Here is a 22,584-nt window from a genome sequence, read left to right on the forward strand (position 1 = left end):
AACCACAGCCAAAGTAGTCGGGGCCAGTCAAATTTCCTGCCCTCGTCGTTCGCCAGTCTTACAATTCGCCAAGCGTCCAACAAGCCTGATGGGATATCGATCGCCTCACTGGGTCATCCTGACATTGCTGCTTTTTTTCGCCAGTCACTCTGCCGGAGCACTGCGAAATATCGGCTTCTATTACGGTAGCGAAGCGCCGGTCAACGCCCTGATGGCCTATGACTGGCTGGTCCTGCAGCCACCACAGGTCAGTGCATCGCGGCTGGCCACGCTGCACGATGCCGGCGTCGAAACCCTAGCCTACGTCAGTATCGGTGAAATTGCGCGCAGTCACCGGTATTTCCGGGACGCTCCGAGCGCAGGACTGATGGCGGAAAACCCGGCCTGGGAAAGCCGAGTACTGGATCTGCGCCGGGAGGACATCCGCCGCTTTCTGCTGGATCGATTGATCGAGCCAGCCTTCGGCGCCGGCTTCCAAGGCGTTTTCCTGGATACTCTGGACAGCTATCAGTTGACCGAAGCCGGGCGAACGGACCCGGACGCCTTCCTCGCCGCACAGGCACAGTTGATCCAGACCATACGCGAACGCCACCCTAACGCGCGGATCGTCATCAACCGCGGGTTCGAACTCCCTGAGAGCACCCTTTCGGTTGTCGACGCTCTGGCCTTCGAGTCCTACCGCGCCGGTTTCGATCCAGCCCGCAAGCGCTATCGCCAGGTACCGGAAACGGACCGCCAATGGCTCGACCAGCAGCTCGAGCACTGGCGCCAGCAACATTCCGACAAGCCCCTGATTGCCATTGACTATGTCGAACGGGCAGACACGGCGGAGGCAGTGGCCCGCCAGCTCCGGGCCGACGGCTTTATTCCCTACGTCAGTAACCCGGAGCTGACCCGACTAGGCCCGACCCAGCCGGCACGGGTCAAGCGCGAAATCCTCGTCTTCCACGATGCACCGGGTCTGATGAGTCAGAGCTCCGCCCATCGCTACGCGGCGGTTCCGCTGGAGGAACTCGGGTACGTGCCGGTCTATCGCCACGTGGATGACCCTCTACCTGACGAACCCGTCAACGACCGCTATGCGGGCCTTCTGGTCTGGTGGGAAGTCGGCGCCCGCGCCTCGAAACTGTGCCGCTGGCTGGCACAGCAGCAGGATAAGGGCGTGGCTGTGGTCGTCATGGGCCTATTGCCTTCTGACCGCGCCTGCCAGACGCTCACCCGGGCCCCCGCCCTGGCCGTGCCAACGCCGCCGTTGAGCACCAGCGAGATGCGCCCGTCCGTCACCCAGTTCGAAGGCCGTCGCCTGCCGATAACGTCCGAAGCCGCGCTACCGCAACCTGAGCAAGGAAATTTCTGGCTGACGGTAACCGACAACGGCGGAAATCGCTTTCACCCGGTCTATACCCATGCCGCGGGTGGTGTGGCACTGGCGCCCTACCTGTTCGAGCCCGGCCCGGACGACCAGCAGTACTGGCTGTTCAACCCCATGGCGTTCCTGGACGAAGCGTTGGCGCACCAGGAGTTTCCCGCCATCGACGTCACTACCGAGTCCGGCCGCCGTATCGTGACGTCCCATATCGACGGCGACGGCTTCGTGTCCCGGGCCGAGATGGCCGGGGCGCCGCTGGCTGCAAAGGTCGTCATGGACGAGATCCTCAAGCCCTATCCGCTGCCCCACACCGTATCGGTTATCGAAGCGGAAACCTCACCGGAAGGTATCTATCCCAAGACCAGCGCCGAGGCCGAAAACCTGGCGCGGCAGATTTTCCGGTTGGACAACGTGGAAGGCGCCTCCCACACCTTCAGTCATCCTTTCTTCTGGCAGATCATCGGTGAAGACAGCAGCAAGAAACTGCCGGTCTTCGCCGAGTACGGCTACGCCTTGAGTGTGCCCGACTACACGCCCGTACTGGACAGGGAAATCGCCGGCTCGGTGCGTTATATCGATCGGAAACTCATGCCGCCGGGCAAGTCGGTCGAGGTGTTCCTCTGGTCCGGGGATGCCCTGCCTACGGAAGCCGCCCTACGCAAGGTCCGGGAAGCGGGACTGGCCAACGTCAATGGCGGCGACACCCATCCCCTGCCCTTCGACTCGGAACTGGCGGGCGTCTGGCCTATCGCCCGGCCCGTAGGAGACGAGCTGCAGATCTACGCGCCGGTCATGAACGAGAACGTCTACACCAATCTCTGGCAGGGTCCCTACTACGGTTTCCGCGCGGTGGTGGATACCTTCAAGCTGCTGGAAGAGCGTGGCCGGCTCAAACCCATCAGCATCTACTATCATTTCTATTCCGGCTCCAAACCGGCGGCGCTCAACGCCCTGCGAACTGTCTACGACTACGCCGTTAGCCAACCCACGACCCCCCTCTACCTGAGCGAGTACGCGCAACGTGGCCGCACGGCCTATCGTTCCGCGCTGCTGCAGGACGGTACCGGACGCTATAGCTGGCGCGGCGTAGGCCAGCCCCACACCGTGCGGGTCGATCCACAAAGCCAGTATCCGGACCTGGAGAACAGCCAGGGTGTGGCCGGCTACATCGATGCCGCCGGCAAACGTTTCGTCCACCTTGCCGGCGATCAGCCAGCGCTGGCCCTGACCGGGACAGCGCCCCAGGGCCCCTACCTGCGCGAGGCCAATGCGGTCATTACCCGCTGGACGCGTCGCCTGGAAAACGGGCGCTGGCGGATCGAACTTGGGTTTGCCGGGCACCAGCCTGTGGCGTTCGCCCTGGTCGGCACTACGAACTGTCGCTCGCTGGCTGGCCCGAAGCCTCGGTTCAAGGTCGAGACGGGCTCGGTGAAGGTAGAGCTGGCAGCGCAACGCGTGGACTCAATGGTCCTGGAGTGTCGATAGGCTATGGCGCGCAAACGGGAGAAGTTCTTCAACCTGCCCTCGTTGCTGGTCATTGGCGTACTGGTGAGCCTGGCGCTGTACATCCTGTTCCCGCGTCAGGCAGCCTTTGAAGATATCAACTATCTGGAGAATCCCGATGCCCTCTCCATTGCCTACCTGCGCGTGCTGGTGCGTGCCGATCCGGACAATGCCGCGTTGCGCATCAACCTCGCCCGCATGCTTCGCCGCACTAGCCAGCCGCAGGCGGCCTTGCAAGCCCTGGAGCCGCTGCTTGGTCAGGAGGACGTTCCCTCACTGGCCATGGAGGAGTACCTGAAGCTGCTGGAACAACGCGTCCACGCCGCCACTTCTGACGAAGCCCGGGACGAGGCTCGGCGTACATTGTTCGCCCAGGCCATCAAGGTGCCTGGGCAGGCCTACAGCTTCGACCGCCAAATATCGCTGCTGGGTCCCCTGCTGGATGCCCTGCGTCCGACACAATCCGACCATGTCCTGCAGATGTTGCAGGGCGAAGCCGAACAGCCACGCCAGAAGCTGGCCCTGGCCCGGCAGTTGGCCACCCTTCGCGAAGCCCAGGGTGCGCCGGCCCAGGCAGCCGAGGCCCTTGAAGCGCAGCTTCCGCTTGCCTCCGACAAACAACTCGGTGAACTGGTGGATGAGGTCTTGCGCCTGGAACTGGCCAGCGGTCATCCGGCCAAGGCCCTCGACACCTTCCGCAAGTACATCGCCGACCAGGAGATGACCGAGGCTGAGCTGGAACAGGGCATCCGTCTATCCCGATTCGCCGGTGCACCGGATGACGGCCGCCGCTGGCTCGGGCGACTGGCGGCAAAACGCCCGGACGATCTCAAACTGCAGCGCGAACTCCTGACCTCACAACTTGCCAACAATAGGGTAGACCAGGCGTTGACCACGATTCGCCGACTCCAGCGACATCCCGGACAGCTTAGCCGGGAGGACCACCAGCGCATCGCCCAGGTACTGGAATGGAACAACCGGCCGGAGGAGGCCCTGCCGGTCTGGCTGGAGCTCTACCGCGAAACCGATGATGCGCTCGCTTTCGAGCGTGCCCGCGCCCTGGCCCAAGCGCTGTTCGACACCCAGGCGACGGAAACCCTGCTGCGCCTATCCGAACAGCGCGGCCAGCTGAGCCCTGCGGATTATGAAACCCTGGCCAATACCCGTATTCGGGATGGCCGCACTGACGACGCCCTGGCAGTCCTGGAACGCGGCCTCCAGCAACATCCCGACTCGGAACGACTGCAGACCCGGCAACTGGACCTGCTACTCAACACCCGTGATTTCCAGGGCGCCATAGACGTGCTCGAAGCCCGCGAACGCTTGAGCGGCGGCCAGCAACTGGAACTGGCCAACCTCTACTGGCGCACACGACGGCCGGAACAGGCCTTTGAGCGGCTGGATTTCGATGCGGAGGACCCCGCGATTGATGCCGAACGGCGCGCCCTACGCCTGCGTTTAGGCACCTATCTCGGTCGTGTGGATCAGATTCGGGCTGACTACCAGGCCCTTATGGCGGATGTGGACAACGCCTCGCCGGAACTTCAGGAGCAATTGCTCAGTCTGGCCGTGGTGTTCGAGGATTTCGCGACCGCCAGCCGCCTCAGTACGCTACGCTATGAAACAACCGGCGTGCCCCGTTACCTCGCCTATAGGGCCGAGTACCAGGCGGCCATGGAAAATTGGGCGGCGCTGGAAGATACCCTGGACCAGTGGCTGGCGGTAGAACCAACCACAGAACGGTCACCACGCTATTGGATGCTGCGGGCCTTGGCCCATCACCAGCAGGGCGAGATTATTGCAGCCAACCAGGCCTATCGTCGCGCCTACCGGCTCCAGCCGGAGGACCGCGATGTGCTCACCGGTTGGGCCTGGCTACAAATGAGCGATGTAGACCAATTCCGCGACACGCTTCCCCACCTACTGGCACATCTGTCCCAGGAGCCGGACACGGAAACCTATCCGGTACTGGCCTATGGTTACAGCGCCCTGGGTGAGGCCTGGCAAGCCCGCCAGTGGTTCCTGCGCGGCCTGCCCCGGCATCGGGACGAGCCGGATTGGATCTGGTCCACCGCCAATATCCTCGAACAAACCGGTAACCCAAGTGCTGCGATGGCGCTCCTGGCGGAGCTGGATCCACAGGATTTCAGCAATCCGGACACCCGCGCGGCGGTCTATCGCAGCCGTGGCCTGGACCGCCAGGCCCGTCAGCTATTGCTTCGCCCCATTACGGCGGATGCCGACAATCCAGCACAACTAAGGCGCGCCCTCGGCAACCAGGCGCAAACCGACGACAACGCGCTGCTGGCCGAAACCTGGTATGCGCGATCCGGCTTAACGGATGCAAGCCCACTCTACGCAACGCCGGAGAGCCGCGAGGAACAGGCCACGCGATTGAACCGACAGCTCGATACACTCGAATCACCGCAGACAGGGGAGGCCGCGCGACAACGACTGAGAGATACCGTATACCTCCACCAGCAGTTTCCCCGCAGTATCCAATTGGGCAGCGACTGGCAGGACCTCGGCAATTTCCGCGTGCATCGTGCAAGCGCCAACGGTCTTTACGCAGTAGAACATTTTACACTTGAGGGTGAGCTCCGATCACTGGATGCCAGTGGCTCCGGTCGTTTGCTGCAGAAACCCGAGCACGCAACCGAGGCGGGCGTCGCAATCACGATTCCCGGCAACGGTTTGGACGTAACCGTGGGCGCGGAACAATTGGCCCGCCCAGATGGCTACGACACGGCGTGGCAACTGGAGACCCGCTGGCAACCGGCGGATCGCTGGTCGGTCAGTCTCGGGCTGGGCCGCAACGAACGCGCACCGGACAGCGCCGAATCCTGGTGGCTGGTCGGCCGCGATCGGGAGTACCTCGGGGCCAGCTACAGTCCATGGTCACGCCTGAGCCTGTACGCTGAGGTGGCTGCCCTGCACCACCACAGCGAAGACGGCGATAACCTCGGCGACGGCCACAGCGCCAGCCTGACTAGCAGCTACACCCTGTGGCGCGAAGACCCGGCCTTCACGTTAAGCGCCGGCTACCAACGCCAATCCCTGGACCTGACCACGCAGTTGCCAGCCAGTGTCCAGGCCGACCTGGACACGCCGCTGGAGCCTGCCAGCCTGTTGACCGAAGACTACGAGCGCCTCGGCATTGCTGCCCGCTGGAATCACGGCGAGCCGCACGCTCGATACCGTACCGCACCTTCGCCCCGGGCCTTCTTGGAAATCGGGGGCGGTTATGTGCTATCCACGGAAACACCGGAAATCGGAATCGGTGCTGGCGTGGGCTGGACGCTGTTCGGTGATGACGAACTGGCCCTGTCCGGCCGCTGGACCTCCGAAGGTCTGGATGGCAGCGGCAGGGCGGACCTGAACCTGACCTACACGATTTTCCCTGGTCGTTAAGGAGACATCGATGAAACGACAATTTCGACACGCCTGGCTGCTCGCCGCCATGGCCCTGGCATTATTCAGCGGCTGTGCCGTCATGCAGAGCGAGGAGGGCAACCCGATTCCCGACGATAGCACCTTCGCCGTGGTGCCACTGGTGAACCTGTCGCAAACGCCCCAGGCTGGCGAACAGGCAGCCAGCGTGCTGGCAGCGATCCTGCGCGCCAAGGGCAGCGGCAACGTCACCCTGTACCTGCCGCAGGTGCGCGACCCGTTACTGTTCGACAATAGCGAGCAGCGTCAGGAGGCCATCACCCAGGCCCGCAGTGGCAACAACGACTACCTGGTCTCCGGCACCGTGGAGGAATGGCGCTACAAGAGCGGCCTGGACGGTGAGCCCGCTGTGGGCGTGACCCTCGAAATCCGCAGCGCGGACGACCAGCGGATTGTCTGGTCCGGCACCGCCGCGCGCACCGGCTGGGGCCGGGAAAGCCTGAGCGTGGCGGCCCACAAGGTGATCGATGAACTGGCCGACGCGATGCCGCTGGTCAGTGGTGGGGAGTAGACCGGACGCGCATGGATAGTCTCGAGCATACCGCCGAACGCGCGCGCCAGGTCGGCCAGACCCTGCGCTGGTTCGAGATGCTGGTCATTACCGGCATCTGCTTTGCCCTGGGCGCATGGAACCGGCCGGAGGACCCTTTCTACCTCAGTGGCAACTTTCCCTGGCCCGTCCTCGGTCCGCTACTGGTGGGCCTGCGTTACGGCTTCTTCCTGTCGCTGGTGGCTTCGATCCTGATCGTCGCTGGGCTGGGGGTCTATCAGCGCTACCTGGCGCCGACCAGCGAGCCTTATCCCTTTATCTGGGCCGTAGGCATCCTGGCGGTCAGCCTGCTGGCGGGGGAATTCCGCGATTACTGGGAACGACGGCGGGCCAAGCTCGAAGCTTCCAACGACTATCGCGAGGCGCGGTTGGAAGAATTCACCCGCAACTACTACCTACTGAAAGTCTCCCATGATCGGCTGGAGCAACAACTGGCAGGCAGTTCCCGCAGCCTGCGCGAGGCCCTGCGCCGCCTTTACGGCGAGCTGGGGCAGGATACCGCCGCCGGCCTCACCCGAGGGCGGGCCAGCGCCATGCTGCAGTTACTGGCCCGTTACGGTCAGATCCAGATTGCCGGGGTCTTCCCGGTTATTGACGGCCAGGCGGGCAACGAACCCCTGGCGACCGTGGGTAACGTCAAGCCGCTGCCCGGCAACGACCCATTGATCCAACATGCCCTGGCCGAAGCCAAACTTATTTCAATCCAGAGCGAATACCGCCAGCGCCAGCCGGACATGGATACCCGATTCCTGGCGGTAATCCCATTTATCGATGCCAACGGTCACATCAACGCCCTGTGCGCCATCGAGGCGATGCCGTTCTTCAGCTTCGAGCCACAGACCCTGCGGTTCCTGGCGATCCTGGCGGGGCATATGGCGGACCTGGTGGTCGAGCAGGAAGATACCTCCCCGACCGACACGCCGGAGTTGCGGCACCTGCGCCACCAGTTGGCCCGCGTGGGCCGGGACGCCGAAGACTTCGAGCTGCCGGCAGCGCTAGTCGCCCTGCACATGCCGGCAGGACTGCGCGCACAGCAGGTGGCTGAGCATATCAAACGTGTCCGTCGGGGACTGGACCTGATCCATGAGGTCCACGACGACGACCGACATACGGTCATCGTGTTGATGCCGCTTACCGACGAGCTGGGTCGGGCCGGCTACATCCAGCGCCTCGAAGATGGTATCCGCGAACAGTTGGGCATCTCGCTGCACGACGCGGAAGGCGAGCTCCAGGTTCTCCAGGTTGCCCAAAAGCAGGCCGCCGAAACCTGGTTGCAGGAGGCGCTCGATCATGGGCGGTAACTGGCTGATTGTACAGGCTGTAGCGCTGGAAACAGCGGCCATCGTGGGCCTGATGTCGCCCCTGCCCGGCGAGGCACAGTTGCTGGCGTACCTCGCCGGCCATGCCCTCGCCTGCGCGCTGCTTTCGCTGGTCCTGTTGCGACTGTTGCCAAAGCGTTACCGCGACTCGCCCCGGCGCGCGGCGTTATTCCTGTTCAGCCTGCAATTCGGGATTCCGTTCATCGGCAGCATTGGTGTTGCCGTTGGGGTACTGCTGGCGCTGTACCTGCCGCGGTCGGAACGGGAAGTGCCCTGGCAGGAGATCGCCATCCCCGAACTGCCCTACCGGCCTATCGATATGGGCTTGCAGATGGTCTACAGCCAGGGCGGCCTGCGCCAGATCCTGCGCGAGGCAGGCGATCCCGACAAACGCCTGAAGGCCCTGCTGGCTACCCGCCAGATGCAGGACCGCGACGCAGTGGAAATTCTCCGCGAAGCCTTGACGGACAAGGTGGATGACGTGCGCCTGCTGGCCTACTCCATGCTGGAGCAGAAGGAAAAGACGTTGACCCACCGCGCCAATCGCCTCCAGCAGTCCCTGACCGAGGCTTCGGAAGAACAGACCATGCCCCTGCAACGCCGCCTGGCCCAGATCTGGTGGGAAATGGGCTACCTCGGACTGGCCCAGGGCGGTCTGCGTATCCACTACCTGAAGAACGCCGAAGACATGCTGCAGCGGCTGGTTGCCCGTCGCCCCCAGCATAACGACTGGCGCTTGCTGGGCCGTGTGGAGCTGGAGCTAGGCAACATGGACGCCGCCCGTGATGCGTTTACAGCCGCACTGGAGAACGGCGCTCCGGAAGATTTGATCCGCCCATACCTGGCGGAAGTGGCATTCCACGAGCGCAACTTCGAGCAGGTGCGTACCGAGCTGGCGGCTTGCTCGCCCAGCACCCAAAACCCCGGCATCCGGTCGCTGGTCGAAGCCTGGCTGTGAACTTGAGGACACGATGAGCCCGAAACTGAAAAAGTCACCCGAGCACCCCGTCATCGCCGATATCGCGCTGTTGCTCGAGGGTACCTATCCGTTTATCCGCGGCGGTGTCTCCTCATGGGTTCACCAGATTATCACCGGACTGCCGGAGTTCACCTTCGCCCTGGTATTCCTCGGCGGCGAACGTAGCCACTACGGCAAGCAGCAATACACCCTGCCGGACAACGTCAAACACCTCGAAGTCCATTACCTGATGGACAGCGATACCCGCGGCCAGCCCCGCTCGCGCCGCGGTAACCGGGCCGCGTTCACCGCCCAGCACGAGCTGCATGAGGGTTTCAAGTCCGGCGAGCCGGTGGCGCCGGAGATCCTGCATCAGGTGTTCTCGGACCTGGGCCGCCGCGGTGGAATCAGCCGTGAGGATTTCCTGTTCAGCGAACCCAGTTGGGAGATGATCGACGACAACTACCGACGTTACTGCACCGAACCGTCGTTCGTGGACTACTTCTGGTCCGTGCGGATTATGCATGCGCCGCTGTTCCAACTCGCGGAGATTGCCCGCAAGATGCCGCGGGTGCGCATGCTGCACTCGATCTCCACCGGCTATGCCGGCCTGCTCGGAGCCATCGCGGCCGACCAGCGCAATCTCCCTTTTGCCTTGTCGGAACACGGTATCTATACCAAGGAGCGCAAGATCGACCTGTCCCAGGCCCAGTGGATCCATGACCCCACGGACCAGGTGAGCGGCACGCTCAACGAGGAGGTCGGCTATATCCGCCGCATGTGGATCCGCTTCTTCGAAGCGTTGGGCCGGCTGACCTACCAGCAGGCCGATCCCATCGTCGCACTCTACCGCGGCAACCAGCAGCGCCAGTGGCAGGATGGCGCCCCCCGGGAGCGCACCAGCATCATTCCCAACGGTATCGATCCGGCCCGTTTCCATGCGGTGCGCGAAGCCCGCCCCGACCACATTCCCAGGGTGCTGGGACTGGTGGGCCGGGTGGTGCCGATCAAGGACATCAAGACCTTTATCCGCGCCATGCGCACGGTCTGCGACGAGATGCCGGAGGCCGAGGGCTGGATCGTCGGCCCCGAGGACGAGGACGTGGACTACGTCACCGAGTGCAAGGAGCTGGTGGTAAGTCTCGACTTGAAGGACAAGGTGAAATTCCTCGGCTTCCAGAACATCAACGACATCCTGCCCAAACTGGGACTGATGGTGCTGACGTCGATTTCCGAGGCGCTACCGCTGGTCATCCTGGAGGCCCACGCCGCCGGCCTTCCCTGCCTCGCCACCGATGTGGGCGCCTGCAGGGAACTGCTGGAGGGCGCCAGCGAAGAGGACCGCGCGTTGGGGGCGAGCGGCGCGATCGTCCCCATTGCCGACCCTGAGGCCACCGCCCGGGAGGCGACCCGTCTGCTTGAAGATGAGGACATCTGGTATGCCGCGCAGAAGTCCGGGCTGGCCCGGGTGGAGGCCTTCTACACCCTGGACAGCATGTTCGGTGCCTACCGTGACATCTACCGCGAGGCGCTGGAGGACTGATGGCCGGTATCGGTTTCGAGATTCGCCGTATCCTGCGGCGCGAGAGCTTCCTCAACCTGATCGAGGCCTACGGCCTTGCCGGTATCATCAGCTCTGGACCCTGGGTACTGTCGGTGCTCGGCGTAATGATGATCGGTATCTTCAGCCTCACTCTGGCGGTATCCGATGTGGAAGTGGTGCAATTCCTGGTATCGGTGACCTACCTGATGGCGTTCTCGCTGATCCTGTCGGGCATTTTCCAGCATGTCTTCACCCGTTGGGTGGCGGACAAACTCTACGCCCGGGAGAATGGTCTGATCCTGCCCAACCTGATGGGTTTGATCTGGGTCGCAACGGTACTGGCGCTACTGGTGGGCGGGGTCGGCATTGCGTTCCTGCTCTGGGATACCTCGGTGCTCTACCGGCTGTTGATGCTGGCCAACTTTGTGGTGCTGTGCAATCTGTGGCTGGTGACCATCTTCCTGTCGAGTATGAAATCCTACCGGCGCATCGTGATCCTGTTCGCCCTCGGCTACACCACCGCGGTCATCGCGTCCCTGCGCCTGGCCGACTGGGGGTTAGAGGGCCTGTTGACCGGTATCCTGTTGGGCCACAGCCTGCTGTTTTTCAGCTTCTTCTACACGATTATCCGGCAGTATCCGGGCAACAGCTTTATTCGCTTCGACTTCATGCAGCGCAAGCAGATCTTCCCGGCGCTGATCTTTACCGGGCTGCTGTTCAACGCGGCGGTCTGGGCAGACAAGCTGATATTCTGGTTCCACCCGGACACCTCACAGGGCGTGATCGACGGCCTGAGGGCGTCGGTCATCTACGACCTGCCGATCTTCCTCGCCTACCTATCGATTATCCCGGGCATGGCCGTGTTCCTGGTACGGATGGAGGCGGATTTCGCCGAAGCCTATGACCGCTTCTACACGGCAGTACGCGAGGGGGATACCCTGGAACGCATAAACCGGTTCCGCGACGAGATGGTGGTGATCGCGCGAAATGGTATCTACGAGATCTTCAAGGTGCAGGGGCTGACGATCATCCTGCTGTTCGTCTGGGCCGAGGACATCCTACGGGCCATCGGCATCTCTCCACTCTATCTGCCACTGTTCCAGATCGACCTGGTGGCGGTGGGCACGCAGCTCCTGCTGCTGGCGATCCAGAACGTGCTGTTCTACCTGGACGCGCGGCGCATCAACGTCACCCTGTGCCTTCTTTTCTTCATCAGCAATATCGTGTTTACGCTGATCACGCTTCAGCTGGGGGCGTCGTTCTACGGTTACGGATTCGCCGGCGCCACGTTGGTATCCGCTCTCACCGGGCTATTCCTGCTGTCACGTAAGTTCGAACGGCTGGAGTACGAAACCTTTATGCTGCAGGGTCGCTGAACTGAAGGACTGACGCCGTGCGGCTCTTCAGCGGCAGGGCACTGGCAATTTCGGCGCGCGTTTCGTCGATCAGTTCCTCGATGGTGAGGTCCTCGGTAGGAATCGGTGGATGCACCACCACTTCGATACGTCCCGAGGTAAACGCACCGCTGCCCTTGGGCAGGCGGTCGTGGGAGCCGCGAATGGTCACCGGCAGGATCGGCAGACCGCCGTCCTTGGCAATGATGAAACCGCCCTTCTTGAAGGGCAGCAGTTGTCCGTCCCAACTGCGGGTCCCCTCGGGAAAAATCAGCACGCCGGTACCGTCCGGCAACCGGTCGACGTTTTCACGGATGCTACGCATCGCATCGCTGCCCTTGGAGCGGTCGATAAACAGGTTGCGTGAGGCTTCCAGGGCGAGGCCAAACAGCGGAATCCGCCGCAGCTCCTTCTTGATCACCCAGCGATATTGCAGACCCAATGCCAGCACCAGCGCCGGGGGATCCAGGTAGGAGGCGTGGTTGGACAGGATCATATAGCGCTGGCCCGGCTCGATGTGCTCCAGCCCAACCACCGTCAGGCGGATACCCGTCACCTTCAGCAATATCCAGGCATAGACCTGCGTACCGTGGAAAGCGACGTCACCGCGCCTGCCGAGCAACGCAGCAAGGACGATGGGCAGGAAAAGCAGGAGCGTCAGGGCGATTGCCCAAAAAATGATCCAGACCGACTTCAATACTTTCATGGATGAAACCACATACCTCGTCGCACACCGTCCAACCGTTGTTTACCAGTATCCGCAGCATGATCGTCTTGTATTCGCTACGCTTCATCATACCGTCACCGCGGTGTCACGGATCATTGGCAGGCTGAAGTCGCTTCAAGAAACGCCCGAAGAAGTTTCCAACAACCAGAACGTAAAAGGATCTTACTATGAAATATGGGTCAATTCGTTGGCTGGTCCTCACGCTTATAGTGGCCAGCTTTGGCAGCGCTCCCCTCTTTGCGGAATCCTTGAACAACGATAATCGGGACCGCGATGGTAAAGACCGTGGATGGCATGACGATCGCGACTGGCACGACCGTCACAAGCATGACCGCAACCCCTTCGCCATCCAGGTGGGGCCACGCCCGTTCTACCTGGTCAATGATATGGATGATGGCCGCCTGAAGCGAAAGCTGGCGTCCTGCGAAGGCAAGCCGCTCAAACGCACCGAATTCTCCATCGGCCATCGCGGCGCGCCATTGCAGTTCCCCGAGCACACCCGCGAGTCCTACGTTGCCGCTGCGCGTATGGGCGCAGGCATCGTCGAGTGTGATGTTGCCTTCACCAAGGATCGCGAACTGGTCTGCCGTCACGCCCAGAACGACCTGCACACCACCACCAATATCGTCACCATCCCCGAGCTGAACGCCAAGTGCAACCAGCCGTTCGTGCCGGCCGATCCGGCCACCGGCACCCCAGCCCAGGCCGAGTGCCGCACCAGTGACATCACGTTGGCGGAGTTCAAGCAATTGCGCGGCAAGATGGACGCCTTCAATCCGCAGGCGACGACGCCGGAAGAGTATGTCCAGGGTACGGCTGACTGGCGCACCGACCTGTACGCCACCGAAACCAGCGGCACACTGATGACCCACAAGGAAAGCATCGAGCTGTTCCAGGAACTGGGCGTCAAATTCACACCGGAACTGAAGACCCCGGTCGTGGATATGCCCTATGAGGGCGAGTACACCCAGGAGGACTATGCGCGCCAGCTGATTGCCGAATATGAGGAAGCCGGTATCGATCCATCGGATGTATGGCCTCAGTCCTTCCTGCTTGACGACGTCCTGTTCTGGATCAAGAACACCCCGGCCTATGGCCGCCAGGCGGTCTTCCTGGACGAACGCCCCAACGATCAGGATGTCAGCTCGCTGGAGTACATGCGCTCGCTGAAGCGCCAGGGCGTCAACATCATCGCCCCGGCGATCTGGAAGATGCTGACCCTGGGCCCCCGCGGCGAGATCGTTCCGTCTGACTACGCGGAGAACGCCCGCCGCGCCGGTCTGGACATGATTGCCTGGAGCCTCGAACGCAGTGGTCCACTATCCACCGGCGGTGGCTGGTACTACCAATCCGTGACTGACGCGATTAACAACGACGGCGATATGTTCACGGTGCTCGATGTGCTGGCCCGTGACGTGGGCGTGATCGGCGTATTCTCGGACTGGCCGGCAACGACCACCTACTATGCGAGCTGCATGTTGAACGGACGGCGCTGAAGATTGGTTGATCCTGCAAGGCGCGTGGGCACCTTTCGGTGTCTCAGGAGCTGAAGCTTCTGCTACACACTTGAGTCGGATGTAAATGTAGCCGACGCTTCAGCTTCGGAGCAGCCCGCAGGGCTGCCTGGCCTCAGGCCGTTGCCCGAGGCCTCACTCCGCAAACCGCCCCGGCCTGAACGCATCCAGCGACAGCGCCGGGGTCTCGCCATCGATCACCTGGGCAATCAACTCTGCGCTGCCGGCGGACAGCGTCCAACCGAACGTCCCGTGCCCGGTATTCAGGAACAGATTCTCTCGCGTGCCGCGACCGATGATGGGCGGACCATCCGGCGTCATCGGGCGGAAACCGGTCCAAGTCGTGGCGGCCGATAGATCGGCGGCACCCGGGAAGCGCGAATTCACCGATTTGCGGATGGTCTGTAACCGAGTTTCGGGAATCTGGCGATCGAAACCACTCAACTCCACGAAACCGGTTGCTCGCAGCCGGTCGCCCAGGCGCGTGGAGACCACCTTGAAGTTGTCGTCGTGGATGGTGGATCGTGGCGCCTTTTCAGCATCCAGTAGCGGCGCGGTGAGGGAGTAGCCCTTGACCGGATAGATCGGCAGATGTAACCCGACTTCTTTGGCCAGTAACGGTGAGGCAAAGCCTGCAGACAGCACTACGGCGTCGGCCTCGAGACGTTCGTGCATGCCGTTGCTGCCCTCCAGTTCGACGCCGTGAACTCGGCGATGATCAGCCACGAGGCGGTTGACCCGCGTGTTGTAGCGAAATTCGATCCCTGCCTTTTCACAGGCCTCGGCCAGGCTACGTGAGAATAGGTGGCAGTCGCCCGTGCCATCAGTCGCGTAGCGCAGACCGCCATGCAGCGGTCCGTTGCCGCGCATGCCGGGCTCGTATTCGCGCACCTCTTGCGGGCTCAGCAACTGGTTTTCGATACCCAGTTCATCGAGTACCTCGGCCGTATCCACATATTCGGTCATCATATGGGGCGAGCTGGCCAGGTGCATCAGGCCCGCGTGGTCGCCGTCGAATACAAGATTGAGTTCATCCTCCAACGCAAGGAAGCTTTCACGGCTGTGGATGCCCAGGCGAAGCATGGCGCGCCGGTTCAGCCCGAAAACACCCGGGGCGTAGGCAAAACGCAAGGTGGAAACGAGAAAGCGCAGAGTATCGAGAGAGGGAGGCATGCGCATCTTCAGGGGACCGTCGCGATCCATCAGGTAAGTTAGAGCCTTGCGCGCCATGGCAGCCGAAGCCCAGGGAGAGACCACCCCATAAGACCGTTGGCCGGCATTGCCCTTGCTGGTTTCCAATCCGGCGCCTTCCAGGCGCTCGATCACCGTTACCTGATGACCCCGTTTATGCAGTGACCAAGCCGTCGTAACGCCGACCACGCCGGCACCGATAACCACTATGTGCATATCGCTCTCCTCCTTTTAAGTCCCTATCACAGAGGCTGGGGGGCCATACGTCAAGCAAGACGATATGGGTGATTGCCGAAGAACTTGTGCAGAAGCGGTTGCGTTTCCCCCATCAAGCACCAACAAAGCGCGGCCACGGAGAGACGATTAAACGACAATATTTCAGGCAATAAAAAAGGCAGCCGATCGGGCTGCCTTTCTTTGAATGGCCTGCGATCAGAAGGATCGCGGCCTATTCGGTCACTGGCTTAGAGCGGGTTAACGTTCTCAGCCTGCGGACCTTTCTGGCCTTGAGTTACAGTGAACTCGACCTGCTGGCCTTCAGCCAGGGTCTTGAAGCCAGAACCCTGAATAGCGCTGTAGTGAACGAAAACGTCCGGGCCGTTTTCGCGGGTGATAAAGCCGAAGCCCTTGGTTTCATTGAAGAACTTAACGGTGCCAGTCTCTGTAGACATAACTCTATTTTCCTGTATTCAATAAATCATTAAATGCCCGAAGGCGGTATTCGGAAACGCAATTCGCTTTATCAAAAACAGGACGATGCACTACCTGACTACAGAGGGATCCGTCTTATTTATGAAACGCTTTGCTGAACCTTTCCTACGCCACCCACTCTACCCCTGATGTTGCCCTTTGCCAACAAAATTTTACGGGATAGGTACATTTACGTGGGTTCAACACCTGTGAATGCTCTCCCAAGCACCATCCGTGGGCTCCGGCAGCATACTGCAGCGTTCACAAGCGCTTTCCGTTTCCGCACGTACACAGCCACCCGCCTGCTCTCCTGCAAACTTGGCCCCCTGCATCGGCGGGGGGCTTAGCCACGTAACGTATGGAAACAATATATCCCCAAGGCGGTCATTGACAAGGATCCTATGACATGGAGTGCGATTCCGCCGAAGGCGGCCACCCATTTGCCAGCCTGGATCGCGCCATACATCTCGATGGAAAAGGTGGAGAAGGTCGTCAACGCGCCGCATAAACCGGTAATGGCGAACAGCCGCCATTCAGGCCCCAGGTGTGGCGCCTGGCTGAAGTAGCTGATCAACCAGCCAATCAGCCAGCCGCCGCAGAGGTTGGCAACCAATGTGCCAATCGGAATGGCATGGCCGGCGGTGTTGAGCCACAGACTGAGCATCCAGCGCAGGTTGGCGCCGACAACGGCCCCAAGACTGACCGCAAGAATGGAATACGCCACAGGCAACTTCTTTCCCTCCAGGCTGACCCAATGGAGCAGGCATAAAAAACCCGCTATGCCGGAGCATAACGGGTCAGAGTCTACCAGACCCGGGCAATAATGACCGGGTCGGTTGCGATCATGCCGCGTTGTGCTGGATGACCGTTTCCTTCTGCTGGGCAAAAGCGTCGAACGGGAAATCGTCGACCGTAAGCATCTCAAGTACCTTCGCCTCGTATTCGCGCATGAACTCGATATCTTCGTCGGAGAAGATCCCGGCCTTGTAGGCTGCTTCGAACCGGTCTTCCGGATGCAGCACGTCCATGGGCAAATCGCCCTTGGCAAAGGCCTTGCCAGCAGCACGATAGAGCTTCTCGGCACGTTCGTAGTCCACCAGCAGGTCGTTGTACTGGGCGACCGGGTTAGCGACGCCGTCTTCGGCGTGAGTCGTCCAGACCGGACGTAGGAGCTTCTCACGCAGTGGCGTCGAGGTACTGATCGCCCTGGCGATGCCACGGGTGACGTCGTCGTGCGGCATATCCCACTTGCGGCCCAGCGGCATGGTGATGGCTCGCAAGGCCCAGGCGACCGGCCGGTTCGGCAGGTTGTGCAGCAGCTCATCCAGGGCATGTTCGATGCGGTGCAACAGGTATTGCAGACTGTACTGCACGAGCACCTTCTCGCCCTCCACCGGCTGGGTCTCGTTCCAATTCTTGAGCACCATGGACGCCATATACAGATTGGCCAGCATGTCGCCCAGACGCGCGGAGATCAGCTCGCGCATCTTGAGCTGGGAACCGAGCGTGGTCATGGCAGCGTCGGAACACAGGCCGAAGGCTGCGCTGAACCGTGCCACCGCCTGGGCATAGCGGCGAGTCACTGCGTCGAAGGGAACATCGGCGTGGCCAATACCCAAGGCCTGGGTGAAGGCGCGTGCGGCATTGCCGAAAATCAGGCCGGCGTGGTTGAAGAAAGCCGTATCGAACGCATCGATATCGTCCTTGTCCTTCGCAGCCAGCTCCTCGAGCACGTAGGGATGGCACCGGATCGCGCCCTGACCGAAGATCATCAGGCTCCGGGTCATGATATTGGCACCCTCGACCGTGATGGACACGGCTGAACCGCTATAACCGATACCGAGGTAGTTGCGCGGCCCCAAGGTAACCGTCTTGCCACCATGGACATCCATAGCGTCGGTCAAGGCGGTGCGCTGCATCTCGGTAAGCTGGTACTTGAGTATGGCCGACGGTACGGCTGGTTTCTCGCCGTTATCGACCATGTTGGCGGTCTGGTATACCGAAGACTGGGCGATGTACGTCAGGCCGGCAATCCGCGCCAGCGGTCCCTGAACGCCTTCCATTTCGGCCACGGGTGTATTGAACTGACGCCGCACGCGAGTGAAACCGCCCGCGGTACCCAGAGCGGACGCAGCCGCGCCAGCCGCACCGGAGGGCAAGGTGATGCAGCGACCGACGGACAGGCACTCGACCAGCATACGCCAGCCCTCACCAGCCATTTCCGGACCACCGATGATGTAGTCCAGCGGGATAAACACGTCCTTACCCTTGATCGGACCGTTCATGAACGGCGAACCGATCGGACAATGGCGACGACCGATCTCCATACCCTTGGTATCCCGCGGGATCAGGGCGCAGGTGATGCCCAGGTCTTTTTCCTCGCCCAGCAGGTTATCCGGGTCGAACATGCGGAAGGCGAGACCGACAACCGTGGCAATCGGCGCCAGGGTGATCCAGCGCTTCTCGAAGTTCAGGCGCAGGCCCAGAACTTCCTTACCTTCGAACTCGCCCTTGCAGACGATACCGGTATCCGGGAGCGAGGTGGCGTCGGAACCGGCGCGAGGTCCGGTCAGGCCAAAACAGGGAATATCCCGGCCGTCGGCCAGACGTGGCAAATAGTGATTTTTCTGTTCGTCAGTACCGTACTTGAGCAGCAGTTCACCCGGCCCCAACGAGTTGGGAACGCCCACGGACACCATCAGGGTCTCATTGGAGGCCAGCCGCTGGAGCACTGCAGATTGGGCCTTGGCAGAGAAGCCCAGGCCGCCGTATTCCTTCGGAATGATCATGCCGAAGAATTTTTCTTTCTTGAGAAATTCCCAGACTTGGGGCGGCAGGTCGGCGCGCTCGACAGCAACGTCCCACGAATTACACTGGCTAATGGCCCAGGTGCACTGGTTGTCGATGAAAGCCTGTTCTTCGTCCGTCAGGCCGTTGTTGCGGTTGACCAGCAGTTTGTGCCAGTCCGGGCGACCAGTGAAAATCTCACCGTCCCAGCCTACGGTACCGGCGTCCAGGGCGACCCGCTCGGTATCGGACACCTTGGGCGCCACCTTCTTGAACATGTCGAAGACCCGAGGCGTCAACCAGGAGCGACGCATACCCGGCAGGCCGCATATGGCGGTCAGCGCAGCACCGATAAACAGGACCAGCGCCAGCCAGCCGGAGCCGAAGAACATGGATACAACACCGAAACCGGCCATCACCCCGATGGCTGGCATGGCCCCAGCCTCCCGGCGCAACACTATCAACAGGCCCGCAATTGCGAGCAAGAGAATGATCAAAGTCGTCATAGGCGTTCTCTGTCTTCCGTGTGGTGTGAAAGTAAGCGGGCCATCATTTTTTTCGATTTTACCGGCCCTGCGGTAACAAACCGTTACGCTTAAACTACCTGATTGGATGGTCTCAAACCAGTGACACAGTCGCCATCTGTCAACAAGTCTTTGGGCTAACTTACTGTCTTTCGTGAGAAAACCTTTAAGAAGACACGATAACCCTCAGTCCGCTGAGCGCCATGCGGGCTTTGCCGATCACATCCTCGCCAGCGGATAACTGGTTTTCAAAGAACGCGACTTCCTCGCTCCTGATCGCCGGATTGACCTTACGCAGGGCCTTGAGGCGGTCGATTTCCGGCTGAATGAGACCGCGTAGCCGCTCGGCCGCCTGCTGCTGTAGCTCACCGAGCCGTTCCGCGGCGAAGCCCTCTGCGTGGTCGATCATGGTTTCCACTTCGGCCCGGATCTGTGGCACGACAGCCTGGGCCGTACGCCGGCGGATATTGGAACAGAGTTCGTTCAGTCGGTCGTGAGGCAATGCGGCGGACAGGTCCTTGCCGTTGACGTCCACCAGCAGGCGCAGAGGCGCCAGCGGCAGGCAGCGGGCCAACTGCAGGCTGTCAGGCGCGGGGCAATGCAATGTAAATAGGGCTTCCAGCAGCAGAGTGCCCGGCGGCAGCCCCTTGACCGAGAGACTGGCCAGGGCGGCGTTGCCCAGCTCGGACTCGGTCATCAGCTCCATCACCCCGGCCACCATCGGGTGTTCCCAGCTGAGGAAGGCCAGATCTTCCCGTTCCAGCGCCTGTTGCCGGTCGAAGGTGACGGTCAGCCCCTCTTCGGACAGCCCCGGGAAATGCCCGGTCAGCATGTGGTCGGACGGTTTGAGGACATCCGAGGTCTCCGTATGCCCTTCGGTCTCGACACCAAAGATATCGAAGGCCTCGGTCATGTAGTCCACCAGGCCGGAGGACTGTTCCTCCGATTCGATCGCATCGATCAGCGCCCGTGCCTCTTCCGGCCGGCAGGAGTTCATTTCGATCAGCGCGTCGCGCCCCTCCTGCAGGCGCTGCCGCAGTTGCTGGGCCTGCGCGCGGGTAGCCGCCACAAGGTCGTCGGCAGATTCCGTTGGACTATCCAGTCGACTCTGCAGTTCGCTCTCGACCGCCGCCTTGACGCCCACACCTACCGCACAGCTCTGGGCGAATGCTTCGAGCCCTTCGTGATACCAGCGGAAGAGTACCGACTGCGCGGTATTCTCAAGGTAGGGCACATGGATATCGATGACGTCGCCCTGACCGATGCGATCGAGACGGCCGATGCGCTGCTCCAGCAAATCCGGGTTGGCCGGCAGGTCGAACAGTACCAGGTGATGGGCAAACTGGAAGTTGCGCCCCTCACTGCCGATCTCGGAGCAGATCAACGCCTGGGCGCCCTGCTCGGTTTCGGTGAAATAAGCGGCGGCACGGTCGCGCTCCAGCAGGCTCAGACCCTCGTGGAACGCGGTGCTACGAATACCGGCACGCAGCTGCAGGTAATGTTCGAGTGCCGTAGCGGTCTCGGCCTTGGCACAGATGACCACGACCTTGGCGGGCTTCAGCGCGGAGAGTTTCTTTTCCAGCCAGGTCACCCGTGGATCTTCCGCCAGCCAGGTTTCCTCATCCATTCCGACTTCAGGCGTCAACCCGGCGCTGCCCGCCGTCACGCCCGCTTCCGTGTAGAGTTGAGGGCAGGGCAATGGCGCCGGCTGCACCCGCCGTTCGGGAAAGCCCTGGACCGCCGCACGGGTGTTACGGAATAGCACCCGACCGGTGCCATGACGATCCAGCAGGGTATCGATCAGCGCGTGGCCGTTGTCATCCCTGGCCACCAAGTCGGATACCTCATCGCCTAACCAGGTTTGCAGCTGCTGCTGTTGGGCGCTGTCGGGCTTGCCGCCCTGCTCCTGTAACTGCTGCATCAGGGTATTGACCTCGGCGTAGCGGCTTTCTTCCTGCTCGAACGCCGCAAGGTCATGGTAACGGGCCGGGTCCAGCAAGCGCAGACGAGCGAAGTGACCGGCTATGCCCATTTGTTCCGGCGTCGCTGTCAGCAGCAACAGGCCGCGGGTCTGTTCCGCAAGACGCTCAACGACCTGGTATTCCGGGCTGGCTGCTTCCGGCGACCATTCCAGGTGGTGAGCCTCGTCGACCACCACCAGGTCCCAGCCGGCGCTGACCGCATCGTTGCCGGCCTTGTCGCTGGACTTGAGGAAGTCCAGGCTGCAGATGACCAACTGCGATTGCTCGAAGGGGTTCTCTTCACTCGCGCCCCCAATCTCCTCACCGAGCATGGCCAGGATCTGGTCGGCCGCGTTATCAAGCTCGTAATGGCTGTCGTCGATAATGGAGAAGCGCAAGTTGAAGCGACGCAGCATCTCCACCAGCCATTGATGCACCAGGGAGTCCGGCACCACGATCAGCACCCGGCGCGCCAGGCCGGTCTGCAGTTGCGAGTGCAGTATCAGCCCGGCCTCTATCGTCTTACCAAGCCCCACTTCATCCGCCAGCAGCACTCGCGGCGCGTAACGACGGGCGACCTCACCGGCGATATAGATCTGGTGCGGTAGGTGACTGGTGCGCGCACCGATCAGCCCCCGCGCCGGTGACTGACGCAGTCGTTCCTGATGCTCGACGGTTGCCATTCGCAGGCGGAAGGCGCCATTGCGATCAAAACGGCCGGCAAACAGGCGCTGGCGTGGATCGGTGAAACGCACGTGACTGCCCAGCTTCACTTCGGAAACCTGCTGCAGCTCCCCGTTCTCATCTTCGGCGTGGTACATCAGCACCCCGTCGATGTCCTCCACCGCGCGCACGGTAAGCGACTCGCCATCGTAGGTCTCGATCTTATCGCCCAATTGATACTGGACACGGGCGAGCGGCGCATTGTCGGTGGCGTAGGTGCGTTCCTCATCGATTGCGGGAAATCCCAGCGTAACCCGCCGACCGGAGACGTCAGTCACAATACCCAAACCGAGGTTGGCATCGCTGTGACTGACCCATCGCTGACCAATGACAAATTCCATGCTTCGAATCACCTTGAACGCTAAGACTTGAAAGGGAGTT

14 protein-coding genes are annotated in these 22,584 nt (G+C 61.7%); 8 read left to right on the forward strand and 6 right to left on the reverse strand.

Features of this window, described 5'->3' with window-relative positions:
* The first annotated feature begins 88 nt into the window (after positions 1-88).
* From RE428_RS22575 to pelG, 7 genes are read left to right on the forward strand one after another with little or no spacing between them, the layout of a single operon-like run.
* Positions 89-2,854 carry a bifunctional glycoside hydrolase/polysaccharide deacetylase family protein gene (locus RE428_RS22575; protein ID WP_004579902.1) on the forward strand — a complete coding sequence of 922 codons (2,766 nt, stop codon included), beginning with the start codon at positions 89-91 and terminating at the stop codon, positions 2,852-2,854.
* Positions 2,855-2,857: 3 nt separating this feature from the next.
* The gene (locus RE428_RS22580) at positions 2,858-6,283 is read left to right on the forward strand and encodes a tetratricopeptide repeat protein (protein WP_004579901.1); all 3,426 of its coding nucleotides are present in this window, start codon (positions 2,858-2,860) and stop codon (positions 6,281-6,283) included.
* Between the two features lie 10 nt (positions 6,284-6,293).
* Entirely contained in the window at positions 6,294-6,833 is a 540-nt protein-coding gene (locus tag RE428_RS22585; RefSeq protein WP_004579900.1) for a hypothetical protein, read from the forward strand.
* 11 nt (positions 6,834-6,844) lie between these two features.
* On the forward strand, positions 6,845-8,173 hold the full coding sequence (locus RE428_RS22590) for a PelD GGDEF domain-containing protein (protein WP_004579899.1): 1,329 nt from the start codon (positions 6,845-6,847) through the stop codon (positions 8,171-8,173).
* Positions 8,163-9,149 carry a HEAT repeat domain-containing protein gene (locus RE428_RS22595; RefSeq protein ID WP_004579898.1) on the forward strand — a complete coding sequence of 329 codons (987 nt, stop codon included), beginning with the start codon at positions 8,163-8,165 and terminating at the stop codon, positions 9,147-9,149. The genes RE428_RS22590 and RE428_RS22595 overlap by 11 nt, the downstream gene beginning before the upstream one ends.
* Before the next feature lie 13 nt (positions 9,150-9,162).
* Positions 9,163-10,692 (forward strand): GT4 family glycosyltransferase PelF, encoded by a 1,530-nt coding sequence (gene pelF, locus RE428_RS22600; RefSeq protein WP_004579897.1) that lies wholly within the window; start codon positions 9,163-9,165, stop codon positions 10,690-10,692.
* A complete protein-coding gene (gene pelG / locus RE428_RS22605; protein WP_004579896.1) occupies positions 10,692-12,068 on the forward strand; it encodes an exopolysaccharide Pel transporter PelG in 1,377 nt (458 codons plus the stop codon). The genes pelF and pelG overlap by 1 nt, the downstream gene beginning before the upstream one ends.
* On the opposite strand, the gene RE428_RS22610 is transcribed toward pelG, so the two are convergent.
* Entirely contained in the window at positions 12,049-12,792 is a 744-nt protein-coding gene (locus tag RE428_RS22610) for a lysophospholipid acyltransferase family protein (protein ID WP_004579895.1), read from the reverse strand. The genes pelG and RE428_RS22610 overlap by 20 nt on opposite strands.
* A 188-nt stretch (positions 12,793-12,980) precedes the next feature.
* On the opposite strand from RE428_RS22610, the gene RE428_RS22615 reads away from it, so the two are divergent.
* On the forward strand, positions 12,981-14,309 hold the full coding sequence (locus RE428_RS22615; protein ID WP_004579894.1) for a glycerophosphodiester phosphodiesterase family protein: 1,329 nt from the start codon (positions 12,981-12,983) through the stop codon (positions 14,307-14,309).
* Between the two features lie 153 nt (positions 14,310-14,462).
* On the opposite strand, the gene RE428_RS22620 is transcribed toward RE428_RS22615, so the two are convergent.
* The 5 genes from RE428_RS22620 to rapA form a co-directional block, all read right to left on the reverse strand.
* Positions 14,463-15,734 carry a D-amino acid dehydrogenase gene (locus tag RE428_RS22620; RefSeq protein WP_004579893.1) on the reverse strand — a complete coding sequence of 424 codons (1,272 nt, stop codon included), beginning with the start codon at positions 15,732-15,734 and terminating at the stop codon, positions 14,463-14,465.
* Positions 15,735-15,982: 248 nt separating this feature from the next.
* Positions 15,983-16,189 carry a cold-shock protein gene (locus RE428_RS22625; RefSeq protein ID WP_004579892.1) on the reverse strand — a complete coding sequence of 69 codons (207 nt, stop codon included), beginning with the start codon at positions 16,187-16,189 and terminating at the stop codon, positions 15,983-15,985.
* A 362-nt stretch (positions 16,190-16,551) separates the two neighbouring features.
* The gene (crcB, locus tag RE428_RS22630; RefSeq protein ID WP_004579891.1) at positions 16,552-16,932 is read right to left on the reverse strand and encodes a fluoride efflux transporter CrcB; all 381 of its coding nucleotides are present in this window, start codon (positions 16,930-16,932) and stop codon (positions 16,552-16,554) included.
* A 118-nt stretch (positions 16,933-17,050) separates the two neighbouring features.
* Complete coding sequence (locus RE428_RS22635; protein WP_040882366.1) at positions 17,051-19,501, reverse strand: acyl-CoA dehydrogenase; 2,451 nt, start codon at positions 19,499-19,501, stop codon at positions 17,051-17,053.
* A 184-nt stretch (positions 19,502-19,685) separates the two neighbouring features.
* Complete coding sequence (rapA, locus tag RE428_RS22640) at positions 19,686-22,553, reverse strand: RNA polymerase-associated protein RapA (protein ID WP_040883027.1); 2,868 nt, start codon at positions 22,551-22,553, stop codon at positions 19,686-19,688.
* Between the last annotated feature and the right edge of the window lie 31 nt (positions 22,554-22,584).

This window comes from Marinobacter nanhaiticus D15-8W (assembly GCF_036511935.1).
In the GTDB taxonomy this organism is placed as follows: domain Bacteria; phylum Pseudomonadota; class Gammaproteobacteria; order Pseudomonadales; family Oleiphilaceae; genus Marinobacter_A; species Marinobacter_A nanhaiticus.

What these genes read in the sequence shown, in the direction of transcription:
- RE428_RS22575 (WP_004579902.1), top strand. Translation starts at nt 89, where the DNA reads ATGGGATATCGATCGCCTCACTGGGTCATCCTGACATTGCTGCTTTTT.
- RE428_RS22580 (WP_004579901.1), top strand. Translation starts at nt 2,858, where the DNA reads ATGGCGCGCAAACGGGAGAAGTTCTTCAACCTGCCCTCGTTGCTGGTC.
- RE428_RS22585 (WP_004579900.1), top strand. Translation starts at nt 6,294, where the DNA reads ATGAAACGACAATTTCGACACGCCTGGCTGCTCGCCGCCATGGCCCTG.
- RE428_RS22590 (WP_004579899.1), top strand. Translation starts at nt 6,845, where the DNA reads ATGGATAGTCTCGAGCATACCGCCGAACGCGCGCGCCAGGTCGGCCAG.
- RE428_RS22595 (WP_004579898.1), top strand. Translation starts at nt 8,163, where the DNA reads ATGGGCGGTAACTGGCTGATTGTACAGGCTGTAGCGCTGGAAACAGCG.
- pelF (WP_004579897.1), top strand. Translation starts at nt 9,163, where the DNA reads ATGAGCCCGAAACTGAAAAAGTCACCCGAGCACCCCGTCATCGCCGAT.
- pelG (WP_004579896.1), top strand. Translation starts at nt 10,692, where the DNA reads ATGGCCGGTATCGGTTTCGAGATTCGCCGTATCCTGCGGCGCGAGAGC.
- RE428_RS22610 (WP_004579895.1), bottom strand. Translation starts at nt 12,792, where the DNA reads ATGAAAGTATTGAAGTCGGTCTGGATCATTTTTTGGGCAATCGCCCTG.
- RE428_RS22615 (WP_004579894.1), top strand. Translation starts at nt 12,981, where the DNA reads ATGAAATATGGGTCAATTCGTTGGCTGGTCCTCACGCTTATAGTGGCC.
- RE428_RS22620 (WP_004579893.1), bottom strand. Translation starts at nt 15,734, where the DNA reads ATGCACATAGTGGTTATCGGTGCCGGCGTGGTCGGCGTTACGACGGCT.
- RE428_RS22625 (WP_004579892.1), bottom strand. Translation starts at nt 16,189, where the DNA reads ATGTCTACAGAGACTGGCACCGTTAAGTTCTTCAATGAAACCAAGGGC.
- RE428_RS22635 (WP_040882366.1), bottom strand. Translation starts at nt 19,501, where the DNA reads ATGACGACTTTGATCATTCTCTTGCTCGCAATTGCGGGCCTGTTGATA.